The sequence below is a fragment of the Agromyces neolithicus genome, from assembly GCF_039529735.1.
In the GTDB taxonomy this organism is placed as follows: domain Bacteria; phylum Actinomycetota; class Actinomycetes; order Actinomycetales; family Microbacteriaceae; genus Agromyces; species Agromyces neolithicus.
In genome coordinates, this window is record NZ_BAAANJ010000001.1 from 373,056 (window position 1) to 393,929 (window position 20,874).

Sequence of the window (20,874 nt, forward strand, 5' to 3'; positions counted from 1 at the left end):
TCGTCGCTACTGCCCCGTAAGCACCCGCAGCACGTCTCGTGGGAATAGGCCGGGCGAGCCCAGCGCTTCGGGCAGCAGTGCCGCCGAGGCTTCGAGCGCGTCGCAGCTCGCCTCGACGGTCTCACGAGGTGCCGCTGTCGCCGATGCGAGCAGCTCTGCCAGCGACATCCCGGGCCCGAATCGAACGAACCGTGACGTGCCGGGCGTCACCACCGATTCGTAGTCGTGGAACTTGAACGCGCCACCGCTGAGCGGCGGTTCGAGCGTGGTCCATGCGGCCGGGATTCCGTATGCGTCGGCCGTCACGAGCCCGTGCAGCGACGTGGTGATGACGGCTCTGCTCGCTGCGATCTCTCGAACGACACGTTCGGCGGTCTGGTGAACGTTCACCACCCGCACGCGGTATCCGGCCGCTTCGGCGAGGGAGAGGAACGGAACGTGCGACCGGTGGTGGCCGTGCGGCACGAGGGCGACATCCCACCGCAGCTCGGGCCGCGGTCGATGGCGTGCCACGAGGATGCCCGGGTCGCCGAGCGCAACGTCGTCGGGCGCGCCGATCAGGTCTCGCGTCAGATGCCCCCGCACCGCGAGCACCTGCGCCCGCGGCAGTGGATGCGGCTCCCCATTCATGAGGCCGCTCCCCCAGACCACGCCGTTCCAGTCGGCGGGCAGAAACTCGAGAATGCTGCCCACGCCCGCGAGCCGCGCACGGGAGGCGACGCGATGTATCGGCAGCACGCCATAGTTGGGAAGAAGCCACGGCGTGAGGTCATCCCCGAAATTCGGGTGGCCGTCCCACCAATGTGCCGGCACGACGACACCGCCGCGCCACATCGGGCGCCGAGTCGAGGCGACCGCGACGCGCCTCAGTTGGCGGAAGCGTCGGGTGAGCGCGCCCGAGTAGTTCATTCTGCAGCCTCCGCACGACCGGATGCCGCGGCGTACAGCTCCTCGTAGGCGCGCGCGACGCGCGTCCACGTGAACTCACCCACCCGCTCGCGACCGGCGGCGGCGAGCTCCTCCCGGAGGGGCCCGTCATTACTCACCCGCAGCAATGCACGGCTCAGTGCAGCCGGATCCTCTGGGTCGAAGAGAATTCCGTCGACGCCGTCGCGCACGAACTCTGGGGCTCCCCCGCGGCCCGTCATCACCAACGCTGTGCTGCTCCGCCACGCCTCGAGGGCTACGATCCCGAACGCCTCAATGCGACTTGGAACGACCACGGCGAGCGCCCCCGCCATCGCCCCCGCGACGGCAGTCGGGCTTAGCCGGCCGACCAACTCGACGCGATCGCGTAGTCCGCGCCGCTCGATCAGCTCGCCGAGACGAGCGCGCTCCGGCCCATCTCCACCGATGACCAGACGAATATCGGGATCAAGCTCGGCGATCGCGAACGCATCGATAAGAAGATCAAAACCCTTCATTACCCCGAGGCGGCCAACACCGAAGAGATATCGGCGCTGATCCGTCCGGATCGCCAGTGCACTATCGGTGGGCAGTTCGAGGTCGACGCCGTTGGGAATGACTTTTCCGCCGTCCAGTCCATACGTTTCGCGCAGGTCATCGAGTACAAACTCCGACGGTGCAGTCACGGCCACAGCTCGACCTATCGCTCGTCGGAGACACAGTCGCAGCAGTGCTGAGGAACGGAAGACGCCCTGATCGTCCATGAATGTCTCACCGTGGGATGTCAGAGCCAGTAGGGCGCGGGTGCGGCGGTGTAGTGCCAGCGCGTAAACACCATTCGGACCAAAACAGTGCACGTGGAGAACCCGTGGGCGGAACTGTCGATGAGCGTCCATCCACCGCCGCCAAGCGGCCGGAAATTGGGCGACGAAATGGGCAACACCCCGGAAAGAGCGAGCAGGTAAAGGCGTGGGAAGATAACGAACGAGGACGCCGTCAACCTCCCCAGTGCCGAGGTGTTCTCCGCGATCGACCGTCCAGACTTCGACCCCGTACCCCTCAGCGAGAAGGTGCCGGGCCACTTGGCGGACGTGCTCCTCGACGCCACCGAAGTGTGGGGTGTAGGAGGATGTCACGAGCGCGACGCGCGGTCGTGACACGGCCTGCGCGGCTCGGGCCACCGGCGTTCCGTGATCCACGGTCAGGCGCGACGTCCGCCTCGACGCGAGGTCGAAGCGGGAGTCTCGTTCACGAGATCGTCTGTATCAGCACCGGGTAGCACCCCGGCGGGCGTCGGCTCCTCGGCGGGAAGCGGTTCTGCGGGTGGCGAGGAGGGGGTGTAGTCGCGCCGGTACTCGTACGAGTAGGCGGCCGCGTCCGCTCCGCGGAGGGGCGCCCGGTTCAGCACGATACCGAGCGCGCGCCCGCGCGCCTTGTGCAGCGTGTCGAGTGCCTTGTCGAGCAGATCGAATGTCGTCTTCCGCAGGGTGACGACGATGAGCGCGCCATCGGCCTGGTGAGTCAGCACCGCTCCATCGGTCACCGGCAGGAGCGGCGGGGCGTCGATGATCACGGTTGCGTGCTTCGTCAGGTCGGCGAGCAGCGTGTGCATACGCTCGGATCCGAGCACCTCACTCGGATTCGGGGGCACGCTGCCGGCGGCGAGCACCAGGAGATTGTTCGACTTCGATGTGCGCTGCAGCACGTCGGCGAGCGCCGCCCTGCCCGCCAGTACGTCACTCAGCCCGGAGCCGTCGGGCAGACCCATCGTCTTGGCCACCATCGACCGGCGCAGGTCGCCATCAACGAGCACCACGGTGCTCCCCCCTGCTGCGAGTGTGAGCGCGAGGTTGCACGCGATGGTCGACTTGCCGTCACCTGGAAGCGGGCTCGTGACAACGATCGTTTTCGGCGGGTGGTCGACATCCATGAACTGGAGGTTGGTGCGCAGCGCCCGAAGCGCCTCTGAGACGGCGAAGTTGTTGTTCTTACCGGTGAGCTCGGCTGAGGAATCGATGAGCCTGGTCTCGGCGTCGAGGCCCGGCACGATCGGAATCGTGCCGACGACGGCGACGCCGGTGTGCTGTTCGACATCTTCTGCCGAACGGATGCGTCGGTCGGATACTGTGCGGATCATCGCGAACGCGATGCCGAAACCGAGACCGAGGATGCCGCCGATCAATACAGCCATCTGCACGTCGGGGAAGCTCGGTGAGGCTGGAAGTGAGGCGACGTCGCCCGGGAGGATCGTTACAGGGGCGGAACCTGCGCTTCCGTCACCCTCGAGGCTGTCGATCTCCAGCTTCATCGCGTCGATCCACGCTTCTGCGAGCGCCCTTGCGGACTCTGGGGACGGGCCCTCGGCGTCGACTTTGATGAACGTCGTGTCCGGAGGGTTCGACACTTCGATCCGCTGTACGAGGTTTTCGGGCGTCGTGTCGAGGCCGAGCTCGTCGATCGCATGTTCGGCGACGGTGCGGAAGCCTGCGATCTCGAGGTAGGTGGCCACCTTGGACCTGGCGAGTGAGTCACCGAGCGTCGACGTGCCGAGATCTTCCACGCCGGTCGATGAAACGTAACCGCTCGCGCCCGCCACGTAAACAGGGGTCTGGAGCAGCGTCCAGCCGTATCCTGCGCTGGCGCCGACGACCGTCATCAGGAGGATGGCGATCCAGTGCCTGCGCAGTCCGCGCAGGTAGTCGCGGAGCTCCATGCAACCTCCGTGCTGTTCAAGGCGTCACCGCGGCGCGGCAGACCCTTCCGTAAGTAGGTCAATGGTATGTCAACGGTCTCCGATGTGCGTGCGCTCGCCTCGAAGGCTATCGGCGCCAGCCTGCTCCGGATGTCGCGCGACGACCGTGAGGCATGTCGATGACACGCTCGTCAGGCGGCTCGTTCGTTCTTCGTTCGTGATCCATCGCGCCAAGGCAGATGCCTGCGACCACGAACGGAACGGAGACTTGAACGGCAGTCCAGAACAGGTCGAACTGCGACTGCACGATACGGGAGAGCAGCACTGCGACGGCCAGCGTGCCAAAGCGCGGGTCGACGTGCCAGAGCACCAAAAGCACGCCGATCCACATCACGAGGAACCCGATGAGCCCGACGACGCCCGCGGACGCGAGCATCTCCAACTCCGCTTGCGGTGGCTGGTACGGCAGCTCGCCCGGGTTGTACCAGTAGCGCAGGCCGTGCCCGAAGATCGGTGACTCCCGCCAGAAGTGGTAGACCTCCCGGAGCCACTCGACGCGCTGGAAGACGGAGTTGTGCCGGTTCTGCGACTCGATCTGGTCGACCACCATCGAGATCACGAGCCAGGCCGCCGGAATCAGCAAGAAGAGCACCAGCCGGGAGCGCCCGGTTGTGCTCCGGCGCAACACCGCGACGATGATGGCTGCCGCAAGGCCGATGAGTGCTTGGCGGGACTGGGCCACCACGATGCCCGCCGCCAACAACCCGAACGCGAATCGTGACCAGCCCTTCGTCCATCCCACCCAGTCGGGGTTGAGGTACGCGATGATCGCGCCGAACGCGAGCACCGTGCCAATGAAGTTCTTGTGCATTGGGAATGGCCAGCTGGGCGTCGCCGGCCCGAAATCGCCGACCGCGTACTGGAATCCGGCCGCCACAACCGTGACCGCCGCGAAGATGCACGCGGTGAAAACGAGGAGCGAGAGGGCGAGCCTTGCGTACCCAGCGGCACCGAGTGCCCAACCGACGATCAGCGCGCCCGAGACGAGCAACCAGGCATGGAACCACTCGATCGTGTTGAGCGCATACGGGTTCACCAAGACGGTGAACAGTGTGGCGAACTGGTACACGATGTTGATCAGAAGCAACTGGCGCAGGGGCTTGCTGTAGGGCCGATGGCCGAGAAGCAGCGCCGTGCCGAACGCGGCGGCGAGCGCGGCATCCGAGACCGAAAGATCGCCGCCGCCGAACCCGATGCGCGCGGAGATCAGCAAGCCGGGCATCGCGAACAGAGCGATGGCGAGTGGTTTCGAAGAAGTGAGCGCGGCCGCGATGACGAGGGTACCGATGACGATCGCGAACGTCGTGCCGCCGAGGAATCCACGTTCGAGAACGAAGTATGTGGCGGCGACCACGCCGAAGGCCGCGAGCACCCAGCGCCACGCGTTCGCCCACAGATCGGCGATGCGCTCGCGCCAGAGCTCTCGGCGCGCGCTGGTCGACGTCATTTCCGGTCCTTCGGTGTGATGCGCTCCAGTATCGCAGGCCGATCGCATACAGCATGCGTCTCACCGAAGATGCACCAAACACAAACCAAGCGGCACTCGCTCCCACGAATGACCGGGCTTTACTCGACTCTCGCGATTACGAGCCGGTGGATCGACGCCCAGTACCATGACTCGCGTGCCCGATAACGCAGTGGAGGATGCCGCCAGGCCGACCTTTGCGCTCGTCATCCCGACACATCAGCGCCCCGAATTCGTCGTTCAGGCCGTCGAGAGCGCACTGCGGCAGTCGCGCCCCTTCGATCAGGTAATCGTCGTCGCCGACGGTGTCGACGACGCTGCCATAGCCGCGCTCGACGGAATGCCGATCGAATTGCACGCCATCGAACACGCGGGGGTGGCTGCGGCACGCAATGCCGGCGTCCGTCACGCTCGGGCCGATTGGGTCTGCTTCCTCGACGACGACGATCTGCTGCATCCCGATTACCTATCCCGCCTTGTGGCGGAAGTCGTCGCCGCACCACACATCGGGGCGATGAACGCCCGCTATTGGAGCTTCGCGGCGCATGCCGGACCCGACGACGAGTTCTCGGCAAGTAATCTCGACGAATGCCTCGAGGCGATCCGAATGGCCGTGGCCAAAAAGGATCTGAAATACCTCGAGATCGAGGGTCGCAGCTTCGACCTTCTGCTCGAGCGACTCCGGGGCTCGATGAGCACCGCGGCGGTGCGCCGCGAACTGCTGCTGCGCGCCGGCGGTTTCCCTCACGGAATGGTGACGGCAGAGGACTGGGCGATGTATGTGAATGTGGCCCGGTTGACCGAGTGGCGTCTGTTGGGCGAACGGCTGGCGTTCTTTCGCGACCATGCGCGAACGGCGACGAGATCGGGATCGGCACTGCAGGGTCTGACCGCACTGCGTGTCATCCGCTCGTTCTGGATGCCAAGCACTCTTCCGACGCCACCGCACCGCGCGCTGTCGGCCTACCGCCAGCATTACCGGCACGTGCTCGGCTGGGCGCTGCAGGCCTGCTGGCGTGCTCACGACCTCCGCGCCTACCTCGACGCTCTCGCCATTGCCCGCGACATCCTGCCCCGCCGCACTGACCGGTTGCGCGCAGCAATTCCGATGTGGCTGCGACGGCATGCACGCCGATTCCGTCGGCAGTCACTGAGACTACGACGGTGCTCGAGCCGGCAACGGTAATATCGTCGCCACGCCAGGCAAGTAACTCCCCTAGTGGTGGGACAGGATGCGGATCGGAACACCGGTGCTCAACTCCAATGACGGGCAGATCACTTGGTCTGTGCCGGTCGGGGGACTGACGGGCGCACCTGATCACCTCTGGTTCCGCCTCCCGGAGGAGCATGCCCCGCTCGTCACGGATCGCGCCGACCCCGCCGTCATCGGCCTGTTGATTCCGGCAATGCATGCCGCCGAGCCGATGCACGTCAGCGGCCCGGTCACTGACGAACTCGCGCACAACCTGACACACGGCTATCAGCACATTCTGGAGACAGTGATCCGCGGGTTACGGCGAGTCAATGTCGACGCGACGAACACGACTCCAGGGGGCGAACCCGCCCGAGGCGTGGGCACCGGCTTTTCTGCGGGCGTAGACAGCTATGCAGTGCTGGCGGAGCACTTCTTCCAACCGGTACCGCAAGACCTCCGAGTCACCCACCTCACGTTCTTCAACGTCGGTTCTCATACATCTGGAGAGAGAGGACGCAGCGTCTTTCGCAGTCACCGTGACCGGTTGGTTCCTGTCGCCCAGGAAATCGGGCTGCCCTTCATACCCGTGGACTCGAACCTCGATGACTTCTACGGGTTCACCAACTTTCAACAAACCAACGGACCACGGAATCTCAGCGCGGCGTCTCTTCTCCAGGCCGGCCTCGGTCGGTATTATCTGGCTGGCAGCGTCAGCTTCCCGAACATCACCGTGAGAAGGCTGCACGACACTGCGTTCTCCGAGCCGATCTCCATGCCACTGCTCGCCACCCGCCAGTTCCGGCCCATCTCGCATGGAGATCAGTACACGCGCGTCGAGAAGACGCTGATGGTGGCGGACATCCCGGTTGCGCGCACCAGTTTGAACGTTTGCACCAATCCGTTGCCGGATGGCGGCAATTGCTCGCATTGTCCGAAGTGCGCTCGCACGGAGCTTACGCTCGAGATCAGTAATCGACTCGAGGAGTTCCGGGTCGTGTTCGACATCGCCGCCTACAGAAAGAGCCGTACGTCATTCATGGACTGGGTCGTGACTCAGCGGAGTTCGGTGCTTGCAGGCGAGATCAGGGAGCAGGCCCGGCGAGCTGGATTCAGATTGCCCCCAGCACCAGTGGCGCTGACGAGGCGTGGCGTCACGACCGGACGCCGTAAGGCTCTCTCTTTGCTCCGGCGTGCACGCCGGAGGCTTAGCCGTTGAATCCAGTCGCCCAAACGACACACCCCTTCAATGCAACTTGAGCTACATCGACGAGGGCGTCAAGCAATAGGCGAACTCAGCGCAGCACGCAGTTCTCGGCCGATCTGATCATCCCGTCGGGGCGGCAGCGGGTACCAACGGGCAGACCGGAAGACGGCGCCGCTGCCCCAAACGAGTCCAATCACTGTGACGCCGAGGCGGCGCACCTTGCCTGACACACCCGGCGCCGAACCAACGCCCTTCAGCTGAAGCCACATCCATCGCCGCAGCATTGCTGAACGGATGCCGCCGCTGCGAGCCAGCAGCACCATGTGGTTGCGTCGCCCGTAGAGTTTGTAGCGGGTGTCGAACCGCGCGCCGCGAACGTGAGGTGCCGGTAGGTGGTCTACGGCCGCGTCGGGAGCGAAGACGACCCGACCACCGATCGCCCGCACCCTCAGGAAGACATCGGTGTCCTCGCGAAGGGCCGTGCCGGGGTAGTCGTCTCGGAATCCGCCGAGGTCGGCGAGAACCGACCTTCGGAACGACATGTTCGCGCCGATCCCGTGGTCGATCTCCACAGATTCTTCGCCCAGAGACGCGAATCCGTCAGTCAGCGTGCCATTGGGAAGTAGGCGTCCAACAGGGCGCTCATATCGCTCTTCGCCGGGTACTCCGTTGCACGTTCTGCCAGCGACTGCGCTCACCGTGAGATCGTCGAACGCCTTGAGAAGGCCACCCTGCCATCCGGCGCGCAGCACTACATCATCATCGAGGAAGCTGACGATATCGCCTCGTACCCAGCGCAAAGCTTCGTTGCGCGAACGGGTCATCCAACCTGCGAGCTCTGGCGCATGGATATACGTGACTGACTCTCTTATCGCGCGCACGCGCTCGCTGTGATCGGTGGAGGAAGCATCGACGACCACAACCTCGGCCTGGTCGTCGAGTCCCGTCTTCAACGAACCTAGGCATCGAAGTAGGAAATTCGGCCGCTCATACGTCACGATGCACACGCTCAGCCGGGGTGCGTCGCCCATGTTCTCCTGTTCCTCGTTTCGATGGCGGCGATTCTATCGCCGCACGCCAAGGCGGGCATGCAAGAATCGAACGGTCAACTGGAACCGTCGGCCCTCGTATGCTAACGGTGTGGCTAGGAGGGACGGCGGTAGATCGCCGCAGCAGAGATCCGTCCGCGCGGCGTACGTCGTCTTGACCCACAAGGATTGGCCGCAAGTGCAGCGACTGGTCCGTGCGATCACGACGTCGAGTCCAGATGCCTTCGTCCTCATCGCACACGACGCGCGCCAGACGAAGTTCCCGGTCAGACTCGACGATCCGCGCGTGGAGATCTTCGATCACGGCCTTGCCACCGACTGGGGATCATGGGAGTTGGTGGAGGCGACGCTTCTCGCGTTCGAGCGTGTGCGGACGCTGGTGGATCCGCAGCTCGTCTGTCTTATATCCGGTCAGGACTATCCGGTTCGGCGACTAACGGAGTGGGAGTCCGAGGCGATCGCGGCAGACAGTTGGACCGGAGTGGCGGAGGAGCTCAGTTACACGCCAAGGTGGGGACGGCGCCGGGGCCAGGGGCGAGACGAACTCACGCGATATATCTATCGCTGGTTTCGCTCCCCCGCCGCTCACCTCGGTATTCGGCTCACGGGAACTTGGGGGAGGCGGCTTCGCCGCATCCGAGGCGCAATTGCGCTTCGAGCCGAACCACTCTTCAGCGTCCGCGTTGTCGAACGGGGTCGTGGCGTGCACTACGGCATCCGGCGCGTGCGAACGCCGTTCTCACCAGAACGACCCTGCTACTTCGGGAGCCAATGGGTCGCACTGCGCAGGCGGGAACTCGACTGGCTGCTCGACGATGACCTTGCACCCGGCTCTCCGCTCCGGCGGCTCTACCAGCGATCGGTGATTCCCGACGAGTCCGCTCTCGTCACACCGCTCGCGTGGCGCGCCCTGCCCACGCGGCTCGGTTCGGTGACGCATGTCACTTGGGACCCGGTGCTGGATCAACCCACGACCTGCACGCTCGCCGACCTCGATGACCTACTGCGTTCCGGCTCCCCGTTCTGCCGAAAGGTTGAACCAGCCGCGAGCCGCACCTTGATGGACGCACTCGACCGAATCGTCGGCACCGGGTATCCCAAAGTGGTGTCCTGGGATAACCCCCGGGTGGACGACGAGCGCGACTGAAACCCACGCGGGTCAAGGACAACTCCTCTAACGTCGGTCGGAGTTCATCGACCGTCAGCCGTTAGCGACCGTCATCCGTTCGCCTCCACATGCTGAGCGGGAACCGGGGCAACCCACCGAGCACGTCAGGCAACCGGGTTAGCGCAGCCTCCAATGCATCGCACGCAGCCTCGACCGTCTGCTGAGGTGCAGCGGCAGTGTGAGCGAGCATTTCCGCCAGCGGCATCCTCTCGTCGAATTCGAGGTAGCGGGATGCATTGGGAGTGATCACCGATTCATAGTCGGCGAACTTGAACGCTCCCCCGCCAAGCGGCGGCTCGAGTGTCGTCCAGAGCGCGGGGATGCCGAACGCGTCCGCGGTGATCAGTCCATGAAGCGACGTGGTCAACACCGTGGCGCACGCCGCAATCTCGCCCACGGCACGAGGGGCCGTGCGATGCACATCGATCACACGCACGCTGAAACCGGTGGCTTCAGCGAGCGCGAGGAACGGCGCATTCGAACGGTGCGCGCCATGCGGAACAAGCCCGACATCCCAACGGACCCCCGGACGTTGCACGCGACGCCGGACGAGCAGCCCCGGGTCGCCCACCGCCACCGTCTCAGGGGCGGCGATGCGCTCACGGGTCAAGTGTCCTCGAACCGCCAGAATCTGTGCCCGTGGGAGCGGATAGGCATGGTCGTTCATCAGACCGCTCCCCCAGACAGCTCCGTCAAAGCCAGTCGGGAGGATGTCAAGGATGCTTCCCACCCCAACCAATCGCGCATCGGAGGGCTCGCGATACATGGGGACGACACCATAGTTTGGGAGCAGCCATCGCGTCAGGTCATCCCCGAAGTTCGGCTGCCACGCCCACCAGTATGTTTCAACGGCGACACCGCGACTTCTGGTGGCTGGCTGTGCCGCCGCTGCGGCGAGTTGCCTAAGTTCGCGAACTCGTCGACGGATCGGATGGGCGTAGTGCATTGGGCTCCCTCAGGTGAGCTCACCGAGCTCGACTAGCCGCGCGAAGTCTGTGCTCTGCGCCCGTACCTCATCGAAGGTGCCCTCGGCCTCGACCTGACCGTCCTTGAGGAACACGAGCGTGTCTGCGTGGCGCACGGTCGAGAGGCGATGGGCGACGATGACGATCGTCAGGGTGCCCTGCAGAGTGCCCAGAGTGTTGGCGATCTCGTGCTCCGTCACGTTGTCGAGCGCGGAGGTCGCCTCGTCGAGCACGAGCACGTTCGGCCGTCGGTAGAGTGCGCGAGCCAGTCCGATGCGTTGTCGCTGCCCGCCAGAGAGGCGCACGCCGCGCTCACCCACGACGGTGTCGAGCCCGTCGTGCAGTTCCCTGAGCAGGCCGTCGAGCTGCGACATCCGGATGACCTCATGCACGCGCTCGGCATCGACCTCGCGTGGCGCGACCCCGAAAGCGACGTTGGCCGTGAGGGTGTCGTTGAGGAGGAACACATCTTGCGGGACGACCCCGAGCCCGGCGTACCAACTGGCGAGATCGCCGGCAATCGGCCGTCCCCCGACCTCGATGGAACCCCCTGTGGGCTCGAGCAGACCGAGTACGAGGTCGAGCAGCGTGCTCTTGCCTGCACCGCTCGAGCCGACGAACGCGGTTGTTCGGTTCTCAGCGATGTCGAGCGAGATTCCGTGCAGCACGTCATCATCCGAGTCGGGGTAGTGGAAGCTCACGTCGCGCAACACGATGTCTCCTGAGAACTTTGCGTCGCTCTTCGGTCGCTCATCATGCCTGCCACCAGCGTCGAGCTCATCGACCACCCGCGTGATGATGTCGAGACCCGCCCGCCCGGTGCGGGCCGTTGCGAGGTTCGCCGAGATGCGGTTCATGGCCGGCAATGCACGAAGGGATGCCGCTGCGAACACACCAAGTACGGTGAGTGCCTCTGCCGTCGTGCCCGTGGTGAAGAGGATCGCAGAGATGCCCATGATCGCAATTACGAAGCCGATCTCGAGCAGGTATCGCGGCAGGTCTGAGAGGATTCCCATCAGGCGCGATGCCCGGGCTCGTTTCATCCTCGCAGCTCGGAATCCGTCGATGAACGCGTTCGAACTCGACGTCAGCCGCGCCTCTCGGAAGCCGTCAAGTCCCGGCAGGAGGAACTGCCATGCCTCGAGGCCGGCAGCGGCCAATTCCTCGCCGACGCGGTATTGCCGGCGACGCAATACCAGCTGTACGCCGAACACCAGGAACCCGAACAACACGACCATGAACAGGGTGACGGCGGGGGAAGTGAGCGCCAGCACGGCCGTGATCGCGATGAGCACCATACCGTCGGAGATGATGCTCACGATACCGAGCAGCACGCTCGATGCCTGGTTCGTAGCGTCATTGATGTTTCGGTATACCTCGCTCATGCGTCGTGACCGGTGGTCGGCGTATGGCGCCAACGCATACCGGCGCGCCAGTTCGGCCGACGACAGTGCAGAGATGCGGGTGGTACGACCGAGGAGCCACCACCGGAACACGATCGACCCGATGCTCTTCAGAATGAAGACCAGTGTGATGATTCCGGCCATCACCGGAATGAGCGTGGCCAGCTGGTTCGTGCCGACGGCGCCAGAGAGCCACCGCACGAACCACCCGTCGGTGTTGCCTGTCATCAGCTCGGTGAGCGGCACCATCGCGGCGACGCCGATGGTGTCGAGCGCTGCAAGCACCAGAGACGCCGCGACCGTACCGACGATCCACCGCCGAGGGTCGGCGGAGGCCATGCGGAGCATCAGGCCCAGTTGCGCGTACAGGCGGTGTTCGCCTGCCTCACGTGCCATCGTCTCTCCTCCGTCGCCCACTCCCTGGCCTTCGGGCGGCCGGCGAGCATTCCCCCCGCGATCTTAGCCGCGCGGATTCCGCGGCGAGCGCACGGCTTCGCCTTCGACGACGGCTACGGTCCGCACGTGACGAGATTCGATCATCCGCGCGGCCCTCGCCCAACCCCACGCTTGGATCTCTGTAGTACCTGCCGAGTCACGTACTCGGGCCACAAGGCGATAGCCCACACGAGATGGGAAGGGACTTTCGTGGCCCGATACGCATCGAATGCCTGCGCGCCATAGATCTGCCCGACACGCCGCACGCCTGGGAGAGCATCCAATCCGCGGTGGCGCCAAAGCACCCTCATCGCGCCTCGCCACATGCGTCGATAGTCCCTACTCGCGTTGCGGTCGTGGAGCCGGTAGCCCACGAACACGCCAGGAACATGCTCGAGTTCACTTCGGCGGGAGATGTCCAGCCACGTTCCCCACTCTTCGCTATGCGTGAGATCTTCATCGAAGCAGCCCACATCGAGGAGGACCGAGCGACGAGCGATCGCCACCGACGTGTGGATGCTGTTCCCTCGCAAGAGCTGCTGATAGTTCCCTCCTGGCCCTCCCCAGCCGTCACGTTTCCCAGACGCCTCGATCACGTTGAAATCGCATGAGCACAGTCCGACCTCGGGTCGCATCACGGCAAGCTGGGCAGCCAGTTTGCCCGGATACCACACGTCGTCCGCGTCGAGGAACGCGACAAGATCACCACGAGATTCACGGATGCCTCTGTTACGGGCAGCACTCGGGCCCGCGTTGCGCTGCCGAATCACTCGGACGATTGGATACGCAGGGACCTCGATAGGTTCGCTCGAGCCGTCGTCAATCACCAGAACTTCGAGCGGCGCCGGGATCTGATCTACTGCCGACGTCACCGCCTCCGCAAGGAACGGGCCCGGGTTCCAAGCAGGAATGACGACCGATACCGATTGCATTGGTTCCTATCAAGATGGGACTCACATCCGCTGGCTCACGCAACGTCCAGGACGCACCGTGCTCGGCAGCTTACTCGTGCTAATCCACGGGAACGCATAGACGATGCAACCGGTCGATCTCTATCTACGAGGAGAAGAGACCACTGATCACGGGTCGTACACCAGAAGCCCTCGCGCCACCAGATCGGCCACGAAGGCATCCACGTCGTCGCGGATCTCGTCGGCAGCGGCATCCGTCGCCTCGGCCACCCGCTCAGCAATCGTCGCGCGATCGCCGGCGCAGGCCGCGTGCCAGATCACGCCGGCGACACCGTCGAGCACGACGATCGGGCCGTCAGGCAGGGGCGCGACGTACACCGCGCCGTTCTGCTCCTGAATTCCGATGCCGGGCGCCCGGCGAAGCCCCGTCATCGACCCGGCTCCGCACGGCGGATGCCGCGCCAGGCCTCGCGCACGGCGCGAGCGGGTCGGCGGAAGAACTCGCCTGCGACCTCCCCACGTGTCGGCGCTCGTCCGAGTCGGTGTGCGAGATGGTCGACGTTCACACGCGGGGCGCGGGCTGCCACCCGCAGCGCCGCACCGAGGTTCGGCGCCGCGCGGATCCGTGCCCACCATTCGGCCGAGCGCGAGCCGCCCTCGGAGACGATCTTCCAGAGCCGGTAGTCGCGTTCGCCGCGGTACCGCTCCAGCTCGCCGGTCGCAGCCGCGAACGCGACGGACGCGTCGAGGTCAGCGACGAGCGCCGTCATCTCGGCGCGGCGTTCGGTCGATGCGTCGACCCACGCCATGCGCACGTCGACGCTTCTGCCGTTCGTCGACCGGGCGGCGTTGAGCACGAGCAGCACCCCCTGTGCCGTGACGCTCGGCACGTGGCATCCGATGCGCGCGATCTGTACCTCGTTGCGGTCGCGCCAGAACTGTTCGAATGCGCGGCCAGGCTCGAGCCGGATGCCGGGGAAGAAGCGGTGGATGTCGACGTACCCCCACGCGTCGTGCAGGTAGGTCTGGGCGTGGCCGAACGGCGAACCCCACTCGAACGTGCTGTAGAGGCGCCACCCGTGCCGCCGCATCGCCCGGTCGAGGCGGTCGACGTGACCGGGCCGCACCAGCACATCGACGTCGCTGCCCGAGTCACGGCCGGATCGCAGCTCGGGGTCGACCGCGACGCCCTTGATGTGCAGCAGGTCGACGCCGATCTCGTCGGCGAGGTGCTGCACGGCTGCGTGCCCGAATCGCAGGCGCACCGAGAGTGGCACGCTGACTCCCACTTCGTTCACTTCCGCTGCCACCGCCTCGTCGCTCACTCTAACGATGTCGCAATTCTCCTGGTGTTACTGCGATGCCGTGCCGCAGCGCCCCACACCGGCGGCCAAGGGTGAGGTCGAATCTGACGAAGGGCTGTAGCTGTGAATAGCACAGGGAAGCCGGCGCAGGGATCCAATCCGTCGATGGCCTGCGCCCGATCGCGTTCCTCTTTGGACCGTTGGATTCGGTGTCGTGTTCGCGGTGGGTCAGGTGCTGTTCATCACGGTGGAACGGCCATGCATCAACTGGGCGAAGCGTTCACCGCAGCGGAAACCGCCTGAGACGAACGTGCCTGGCGTAGCAAAGGCGTAGAAGGCCCGCTCACGCCCGCTGCGCCACCTGTTCGATCACCCTTCCGATGCGCGCGATGTGTGCGTCGCGGCCGAAGCCGCGCGCCCAATCCCTGCAGGCGACGGGGTCGAGGTCGCGTGCATTGCGAATCGCTGCCCCCAGATCGTCAGATGAAGCGGATGCCGCGTGCACACCGCTCACGCCCGGTCGCACGGTTTCGAGGTAGCCGCCTGCTGCGACCGTCGCCGCCGGCGTGCCCTCGAGCGCCGCCTCGAGCACCGTCAGACCGAAGTCCTCACGACCCGCGCCGAGCACGACGGACGCCGCGCGATACACCCAGCACAACTCGGCATCGGTCACCCGGCCGAGGCCGATGACACCCGAGTCGGGTTCGTCGAGCGTCTCTGATCCGGAGCCGACGATCACGATCGGCAAGCCTGCATCCTGTGCCGCCGCCACGGCCAGGGCGACGTTCTTGTACCCGCGATCTCGGGCGACCACCACGACGAACTCGCGAGGCAGGTCACGCACTGGCCGTACGGCGTCACGGGCGACCACCTCGACCGGCGGGCTCACGACGACCGAGTCCAACCCGTAGGCCGCTCGCATGCGGTCACGGGTCACCTGCGAATTCGACACGATTGCACTGGCACGCCGCATCGCTTCACGGTCGCCCCCGCGCAGCAGCGGCGTGCTCATTGCAAGGCCTGCGCGACGAAGCCTGCTCAGCCGCATCCGGTAGTCGTCGGCCGCGTACAGCCACCGAGCCGGGCTGTGCACGTACACGACATGCGGGATCTCGAAGCGGAACCGGTGCGCCCAGCCGCTCGTCGAGACGAGTGCGACATCGCCGCCCGACACGGTCGTGTGCGCCGCGATCGACGGCAGCACCGGAAGCATGCGCTCGACCTGCGTCGAGAGGGCATGGGGAATGGACGCCTGCACGTCAAGCGCACGGAACGCCTCGAAGGTGGTCTCGGGCCGGTACGCGAGTGTGACGACCCTGCCTGCGCCGAACCCGGTCGCCCACGCGGCGACGACCCGCTCGGCGCCGCCGACCTGCACCAGGTAATCGTGGGCTAGGACGACTTCGGGCACGGATTCACCCTAGTCCGGCCCAGCCGCGCGGTGAACCGTGTTCGTCGAAGCCGCGGAACGAGGCATCCGTTCGCCTGCGTCGTGCCAGCGGGTTCTGTCAGAGTTGACGCATGCAGCGAACCGGGTGGGACGTCATCATCGTCGGCGGTGGCAGCGCGGGCCTCAGTGCCGCGCTGATGCTCGGCCGTTCTCGCCGGCGAGTGCTCGTCGTCGACGCGGGCGAACCGCGCAACCGCTTCTCGGCGCACATGCACGGAGTGCTCGGCCACGATCACTCGTCGCCGCTCGACCTGCTCGCCGGCGGGCGCAGCGAACTCATGCGATATGACGACGTCGCGGTCGAGTCGGGCACGGTCGCGTCGGTTTCCTCGGTCGACGCAGAATTCATCGGCTTCGAGGTCGAGCTCGAGTCCGGAGAACGTCACACCGCACGACGGTTGCTTCTGGCAACGGGCCTGCGCGACGAGCTTCCCGACATTCCGGGCCTCACCGAGCAGTGGGGCCGCAATGCCATGATGTGCCCCTACTGCGACGGGTGGGAGGTGCGCGACCGCCGCATCGCCGTCATCGCGACCGACGCGGCGAACACGCAACAAGCGCAACTCATGCGGCAGCTCTCGCCGCACATCACGTACTTCACGCAGGGCGCGATCCTCGCCGACACGGCGCGCGCCGGGCTCGAGGCACGGGGCATCGAGATCGAGTCACGCAGGGTCGTGCAGGTCGTCGGCGACGAGACGGGCGGCCTGCGCGGCATCCGTCTCGAAGACGGCACTGAACGCGATACGGACTCGATCTTCGTCGCCCCGCACCCGGTGCCCAACGACCACCTGCTGAGAGAGCTGCGCGCACGCACCATGCGGCAGAACGGCGTCGACTGGGTACTTGTCGATTCGTCGGGGCGAACGAACGTACGAGGGGTCTGGGCTGCCGGCAACATCTCGACCGCTCAGTCGTCGGTCCCGGTCGCGATGGCGGCCGGCAATGTGGCGGGCAGCGATATCAACAAGGACCTCGTCGAGGAGGATGTTCGCGCCGCGGTCGCTGCAGCATCGGGGCGCTGAGTCAGGCGTCAGCCCGGGACATCCGATCGCTCGGAACGCAACCCTTCACCTGCCTGCCGCCCCCGCCTCACTCACGCCCACATCGGTGCGATGGAAGTTCTGGAACGACCGCGACGCCGTCGGCCCGCGCTGCCCCTGGTAGCGGTTCGCATACTCGGCCGAGCCGTAGGGCCGCTCGCTCGGCGACGACAGCCTGAAGAAGCACATCTGTCCGATCTTCATGCCCGGCCACAGCTTGATGGGCAGGGTCGCGACGTTCGACAGCTCGAGCGTGACGTGCCCCGTGAAACCGGGGTCGATGAAGCCGGCGGTCGAGTGCGTGAGCAGTCCGAGCCGTCCGAGCGAGCTCTTGCCCTCGAGGCGCGCCGCGACGTCGTCGGGCAGGGTCACAGCCTCGAATGTCGACGCGAGCACGAACTCGCCCGGGTGCAGCACGAACGCCTCTTCGGGGTGCACCTCGATGAGGTGCGTGAGCTCGGGCTGGTCTTCGGCCGGATCGATGAACGGGTACTTGTGGTTGTCGAACAGCCTGAAGTAGCGGTCGAGTCGCACATCGATGCTGCTCGGCTGCAGCATCGCCGGCTCGTAGGGCTCGAGCCGAATGCGCTCGCGCTCGAGTTCGGCCCTGATGTCGCGATCTGAGAGCAGCACGCGCCCAGCCTACCGATCGTCGTCGGTCGAGTAGCGAAGCGTATCGAGACCCTTGCTACGATGGTCACCGCTGCGTCTCACGGATGCCGCACGCCGATGTAGTTCAATGGTAGAACTTCTGCTTCCCAAGCAGACAGCGCGGGTTCGATTCCCGTCATCGGCTCTTCGTGAAGTTCCTGATCAACCGCACTTTTCGTGCAAACGAAGCAGGCGTGGAATCCCACCGCGTCGCCGATATCGCCCGGAATCCACGCGGACACGCCCAGACACGTTCACCCCGCTGATCATGGATTTCGACCCAACGGAGCCGCGACTCTCGATTGCAAAACTGCTCTCGTAGTCACGTAATAGCCAAGTACTCCTGGCCGTTGTTCTCGTATGCGGCGGGACCGCGCTAGCCATCCAATTGGGCCTGATCCTCCTGGTCCGGCGCGACGCCGACCTTTGCATGGCACGCTGCGGCGTACTCCCTCGGATGATTCACTTGATGTATTATGTAGTCGGTTGATGCGGATGTGAGTCAGGGGGGACCGTGGATCTGAGCCATCCCGAGTACGTGATCCTCGGCGAGAACCGCGGCCGGATCTTGCATCGCCTTGCCGTACTTGCCGAGCCGGCGTCCGGTCGGCGAATCCACGCGCTCAGCGGAGTGCGAGCGCTTCGCAGCACACAGCGGGTACTCGACGAGTTGGTCGCCTTGGGCCTGGTCGACATGCAGAAGGTCGGACCGGCGAACGCGTACACGCTGAACCGCGGACACGTGCTGTGGGATCCGATCATGAAGATTCTGGCCTCTCGCGCCGTTGTGGCATCCGCTGTCGAGGAAGCCGTCAGGGAGGTGACAGCCGGCATCGTCGTCAGCGCGGCGATCTACGGGTCCATGGCACGCGGTGAGGCCGGGCCGGAGTCCGATGTCGATGTGCTCCTGGTCTGGGAGGACGCGACCGCCGCGGACCAGCGTGATGCGGTGCTTGAGGCGCTTGATGAACGGGTTCGTCGGCTGACCGGCAATCGGGTGCAGGTTCTTGCGGTCACAGGCGCGGAGCTCGCCCGCCTCGTCGAGCACGACGATCAGCTCGTCGCCTCGATCCGCAGGGATGGTCAGACCGTGACCGGAGTCGAGATCGGAAGCCTCCTCGCTGCGAACACGAAGCCGTCCCCGCGCCCGGAGAATGCGGCGGATAGAGACAGGAAGGGGACCTGATGCCCCCGCGCACACGGAAAATGACGCGCACCGAGGGATGGACGACGTCCTCCGCGCACTCAGTTGACCCGGAACCACCCGGTCCACGATCTCATAGGCACTCAAGTGAAGTTCGTCCGCGAGCGCGAGTGACGGGCAGAACCAGCAGGCAGAACCGGCCGGCGACCGTCAGCTCGCTCAGCTGACGACCGACAGCGTCGCGAGCGTCGGGTCGACCGCGCCGCGCACGTACCCGCCGGGCGTGGCGGCGACGTGCTTCAGGAACCTCACGAGTTCGGGCGTGATGACCTCGCCGGGGAGCACGTTCGGGATGCCGGGCGGGTACGCCGCGAGCGCGTCGGCCGACACGCGACCGACGGCAGCCTCGATCGGCACGGCCTCGGCGGGTCGCAGGAACGCGTCGCGCGGCAGCATGGCGAGCGGGCCGGGGGCGGGCAGCGCACCGACCGAGCCGACGGCGTCGACATCAGCCGCGGCATCGGCGTCGATCGGCAGGGCGTGCAGCGCCTCGACGACGCGGGCGATGTCGGGAACGACCCCGGGCGCGATGACCGCGACGACGCAGGTCTCGGTGGCGATCTCGAGGTAGATGCCATCGCGTTCCATGAGCAGCTCGCGCGCGGTGGGGCCGTGCACGCCGCCGCTCGCGACATCGATCGAGACGCGCAGCGGATCGACGGCGACGATGTCGTCGAACCGGTCGAAGGTGTCGCTGACGACGCGGAACCGGCCGCCGCGACGGATGCGGTCGCGAAGCTCGTCGGCGGCCGCGATGGCGTCGCCGATGCGGTCGCGGCCGTGCTGCAGGGCGTCGCGCGCCAAGTCGAGTGAGGCGAGCAGCAGTGAGCTCTCGCTCGTCGACTGGGCGAGCTTGAAGGCGCGGTCGACGAGCGGCTCCAGCTCGTCGGCGAACGGGCCGTGGCCGAGGTGCAGCATCGCCGATTGGGTGAGGCTGCCGCCGAGCTTGTGCGTGCTCGACACGACGAGGTCGGCGCCGAGTCGCAGCGGGCTCTCGGGGAGGTCCTCGTGGAAGCCGAAGTGCGCACCCCACGCGGCGTCGACGATGAGCGGGGCGCCGGCATCGTGGGCGACCTGCGCGAGCGCCGCGATGTCGGCCACGGCCCCGAAGTAGCTCGGCGAGATCAGGTACACGCCCTTCGGTCGCTCACCCGCGCCGAGCCCGGCGAGAGCCTCGCGCAGCGCGGCCGGCGAGACGCCGTGGTTGATGCCGAACCAGCCGTCGATCGAGGGCTGCACGAACCGAGGCGACAGGCCGCCGAGGATGATGCCGTCGGAGAACGACGAGTGCGCGCTGCGCTGCGCCACGACGGGCGCCTCGGCGTCGCGGAATGCGCCGAGCGCCAGCGCGGCGATGCGGTTCGCCTGCGATGCGCCGTTGGTGAGGAACCAGGTGCGGCGAGCGCCGAAGGCGTCGGCGGCCAGGCGCAGCGATGCCGCGAGCGGGTTGCCGTCACCCTTGTCGAGGCCGGCGAGCAGCGGCGGCACGTCCATGCGGAGCACGTCGCTGCCGAAGAATCGCGCGAGCCCTGGTGCCGCATGCGGGTCGGCGGCGTGACCCGGCACGTTCAGCCGAACCGTGTCGCGTGCGGCGTATCCGGCGAGCGCGTCGGCATACGGGGTTGACGAGCCGAACCGAGTCGGGTCGGCGAGCGGTGTGGCGGTGGCGGTGGCGGTCGCGGTCGCGGCGAACGTGCAGGTCATGCCTTCCATGCTCCAGTGCGCGCGTTACAGATGGAATAGCGATTATTCTTGATTGATCGATACGT

At 66.0% G+C, this 20,874-nt stretch carries 18 protein-coding genes and 1 tRNA gene; 6 read left to right on the forward strand and 13 right to left on the reverse strand.

Translation table 11 applies throughout. The features are described 5' to 3' along the window. Positions 1-6: 6 nt before the first annotated feature. From ABD164_RS01785 to ABD164_RS01800, 4 genes are all read right to left on the reverse strand, one after another. Positions 7-909: a polysaccharide pyruvyl transferase family protein gene (locus tag ABD164_RS01785; RefSeq protein ID WP_344292798.1), complete on the reverse strand. Its 903-nt coding sequence runs from the start codon at positions 907-909 to the stop codon at positions 7-9. Beyond that, entirely contained in the window at positions 906-2,105 is a 1,200-nt protein-coding gene (locus ABD164_RS01790; RefSeq protein ID WP_344292800.1) for a glycosyltransferase family 4 protein, read from the reverse strand. The genes ABD164_RS01785 and ABD164_RS01790 overlap by 4 nt, the downstream gene beginning before the upstream one ends. A gap of 2 nt (positions 2,106-2,107) precedes the next feature. Then, entirely contained in the window at positions 2,108-3,619 is a 1,512-nt protein-coding gene (locus tag ABD164_RS01795) for a tyrosine-protein kinase domain-containing protein (protein ID WP_344292802.1), read from the reverse strand. A 106-nt stretch (positions 3,620-3,725) separates the two neighbouring features. Further along, the gene (locus tag ABD164_RS01800; RefSeq protein ID WP_344292804.1) at positions 3,726-5,105 is read right to left on the reverse strand and encodes an O-antigen ligase family protein; all 1,380 of its coding nucleotides are present in this window, start codon (positions 5,103-5,105) and stop codon (positions 3,726-3,728) included. Between the two features lie 175 nt (positions 5,106-5,280). Here ABD164_RS01800 and ABD164_RS01805 point away from each other — a divergent pair, with 175 nt between their 5' ends. Continuing rightward, a complete protein-coding gene (locus ABD164_RS01805) occupies positions 5,281-6,309 on the forward strand; it encodes a glycosyltransferase family 2 protein (protein ID WP_344292806.1) in 1,029 nt (342 codons plus the stop codon). A gap of 64 nt (positions 6,310-6,373) precedes the next feature. Beyond that, on the forward strand, positions 6,374-7,534 hold the full coding sequence (locus ABD164_RS01810) for a hypothetical protein (protein WP_344292808.1): 1,161 nt from the start codon (positions 6,374-6,376) through the stop codon (positions 7,532-7,534). 59 nt (positions 7,535-7,593) lie between these two features. On the opposite strand, the gene ABD164_RS01815 is transcribed toward ABD164_RS01810, so the two are convergent. Continuing rightward, positions 7,594-8,553 (reverse strand): glycosyltransferase family 2 protein, encoded by a 960-nt coding sequence (locus ABD164_RS01815; protein WP_344292810.1) that lies wholly within the window; start codon positions 8,551-8,553, stop codon positions 7,594-7,596. A 196-nt stretch (positions 8,554-8,749) separates the two neighbouring features. On the opposite strand from ABD164_RS01815, the gene ABD164_RS01820 reads away from it, so the two are divergent. Further along, a complete protein-coding gene (locus ABD164_RS01820) occupies positions 8,750-9,718 on the forward strand; it encodes a hypothetical protein (RefSeq protein WP_344292812.1) in 969 nt (322 codons plus the stop codon). Between the two features lie 61 nt (positions 9,719-9,779). Here the strand turns inward: ABD164_RS01820 and ABD164_RS01825 are convergent, their stop codons facing one another. From ABD164_RS01825 to ABD164_RS01845, 6 genes are all read right to left on the reverse strand, one after another. Continuing rightward, a complete protein-coding gene (locus ABD164_RS01825) occupies positions 9,780-10,685 on the reverse strand; it encodes a polysaccharide pyruvyl transferase family protein (protein ID WP_344292814.1) in 906 nt (301 codons plus the stop codon). A gap of 9 nt (positions 10,686-10,694) precedes the next feature. Beyond that, complete coding sequence (locus tag ABD164_RS01830; RefSeq protein WP_344292816.1) at positions 10,695-12,503, reverse strand: ABC transporter ATP-binding protein; 1,809 nt, start codon at positions 12,501-12,503, stop codon at positions 10,695-10,697. Between the two features lie 140 nt (positions 12,504-12,643). Beyond that, positions 12,644-13,474, reverse strand: a complete 831-nt coding sequence (locus tag ABD164_RS17995) for a glycosyltransferase family 2 protein (RefSeq protein WP_425545882.1) — start codon at positions 13,472-13,474, stop codon at positions 12,644-12,646. A gap of 147 nt (positions 13,475-13,621) precedes the next feature. Beyond that, entirely contained in the window at positions 13,622-13,885 is a 264-nt protein-coding gene (locus tag ABD164_RS01835) for a PqqD family peptide modification chaperone (RefSeq protein WP_344292818.1), read from the reverse strand. Further along, positions 13,882-14,763, reverse strand: coding sequence for a nucleotidyltransferase family protein (locus ABD164_RS01840; protein ID WP_344292820.1), 882 nt, complete (start codon positions 14,761-14,763; stop codon positions 13,882-13,884). Before ABD164_RS01840 ends, ABD164_RS01835 begins: the two co-directional genes overlap by 4 nt. A gap of 337 nt (positions 14,764-15,100) precedes the next feature. Beyond that, positions 15,101-16,168, reverse strand: coding sequence for a glycosyltransferase (locus ABD164_RS01845; protein WP_344292822.1), 1,068 nt, complete (start codon positions 16,166-16,168; stop codon positions 15,101-15,103). A 110-nt stretch (positions 16,169-16,278) separates the two neighbouring features. Here ABD164_RS01845 and ABD164_RS01850 point away from each other — a divergent pair, with 110 nt between their 5' ends. Next, positions 16,279-17,232 carry an NAD(P)/FAD-dependent oxidoreductase gene (locus tag ABD164_RS01850; RefSeq protein WP_344292824.1) on the forward strand — a complete coding sequence of 318 codons (954 nt, stop codon included), beginning with the start codon at positions 16,279-16,281 and terminating at the stop codon, positions 17,230-17,232. 45 nt (positions 17,233-17,277) lie between these two features. Here the strand turns inward: ABD164_RS01850 and dcd are convergent, their stop codons facing one another. Next, positions 17,278-17,883 carry a dCTP deaminase gene (gene dcd, locus ABD164_RS01855; protein WP_344292826.1) on the reverse strand — a complete coding sequence of 202 codons (606 nt, stop codon included), beginning with the start codon at positions 17,881-17,883 and terminating at the stop codon, positions 17,278-17,280. A 92-nt stretch (positions 17,884-17,975) separates the two neighbouring features. Here dcd and ABD164_RS01860 point away from each other — a divergent pair. Together ABD164_RS01860 and ABD164_RS01865 are read left to right on the forward strand one after the other, a co-directional pair. After that, positions 17,976-18,046: transfer RNA gene (locus ABD164_RS01860), tRNA-Gly, on the forward strand. A 369-nt stretch (positions 18,047-18,415) separates the two neighbouring features. Beyond that, the gene (locus tag ABD164_RS01865; RefSeq protein WP_344292828.1) at positions 18,416-19,087 is read left to right on the forward strand and encodes a nucleotidyltransferase domain-containing protein; all 672 of its coding nucleotides are present in this window, start codon (positions 18,416-18,418) and stop codon (positions 19,085-19,087) included. Positions 19,088-19,264: 177 nt separating this feature from the next. On the opposite strand, the gene ABD164_RS01870 is transcribed toward ABD164_RS01865, so the two are convergent. Then, complete coding sequence (locus ABD164_RS01870; protein WP_344292830.1) at positions 19,265-20,809, reverse strand: aminotransferase class I/II-fold pyridoxal phosphate-dependent enzyme; 1,545 nt, start codon at positions 20,807-20,809, stop codon at positions 19,265-19,267. Positions 20,810-20,874 lie beyond the last annotated feature (65 nt).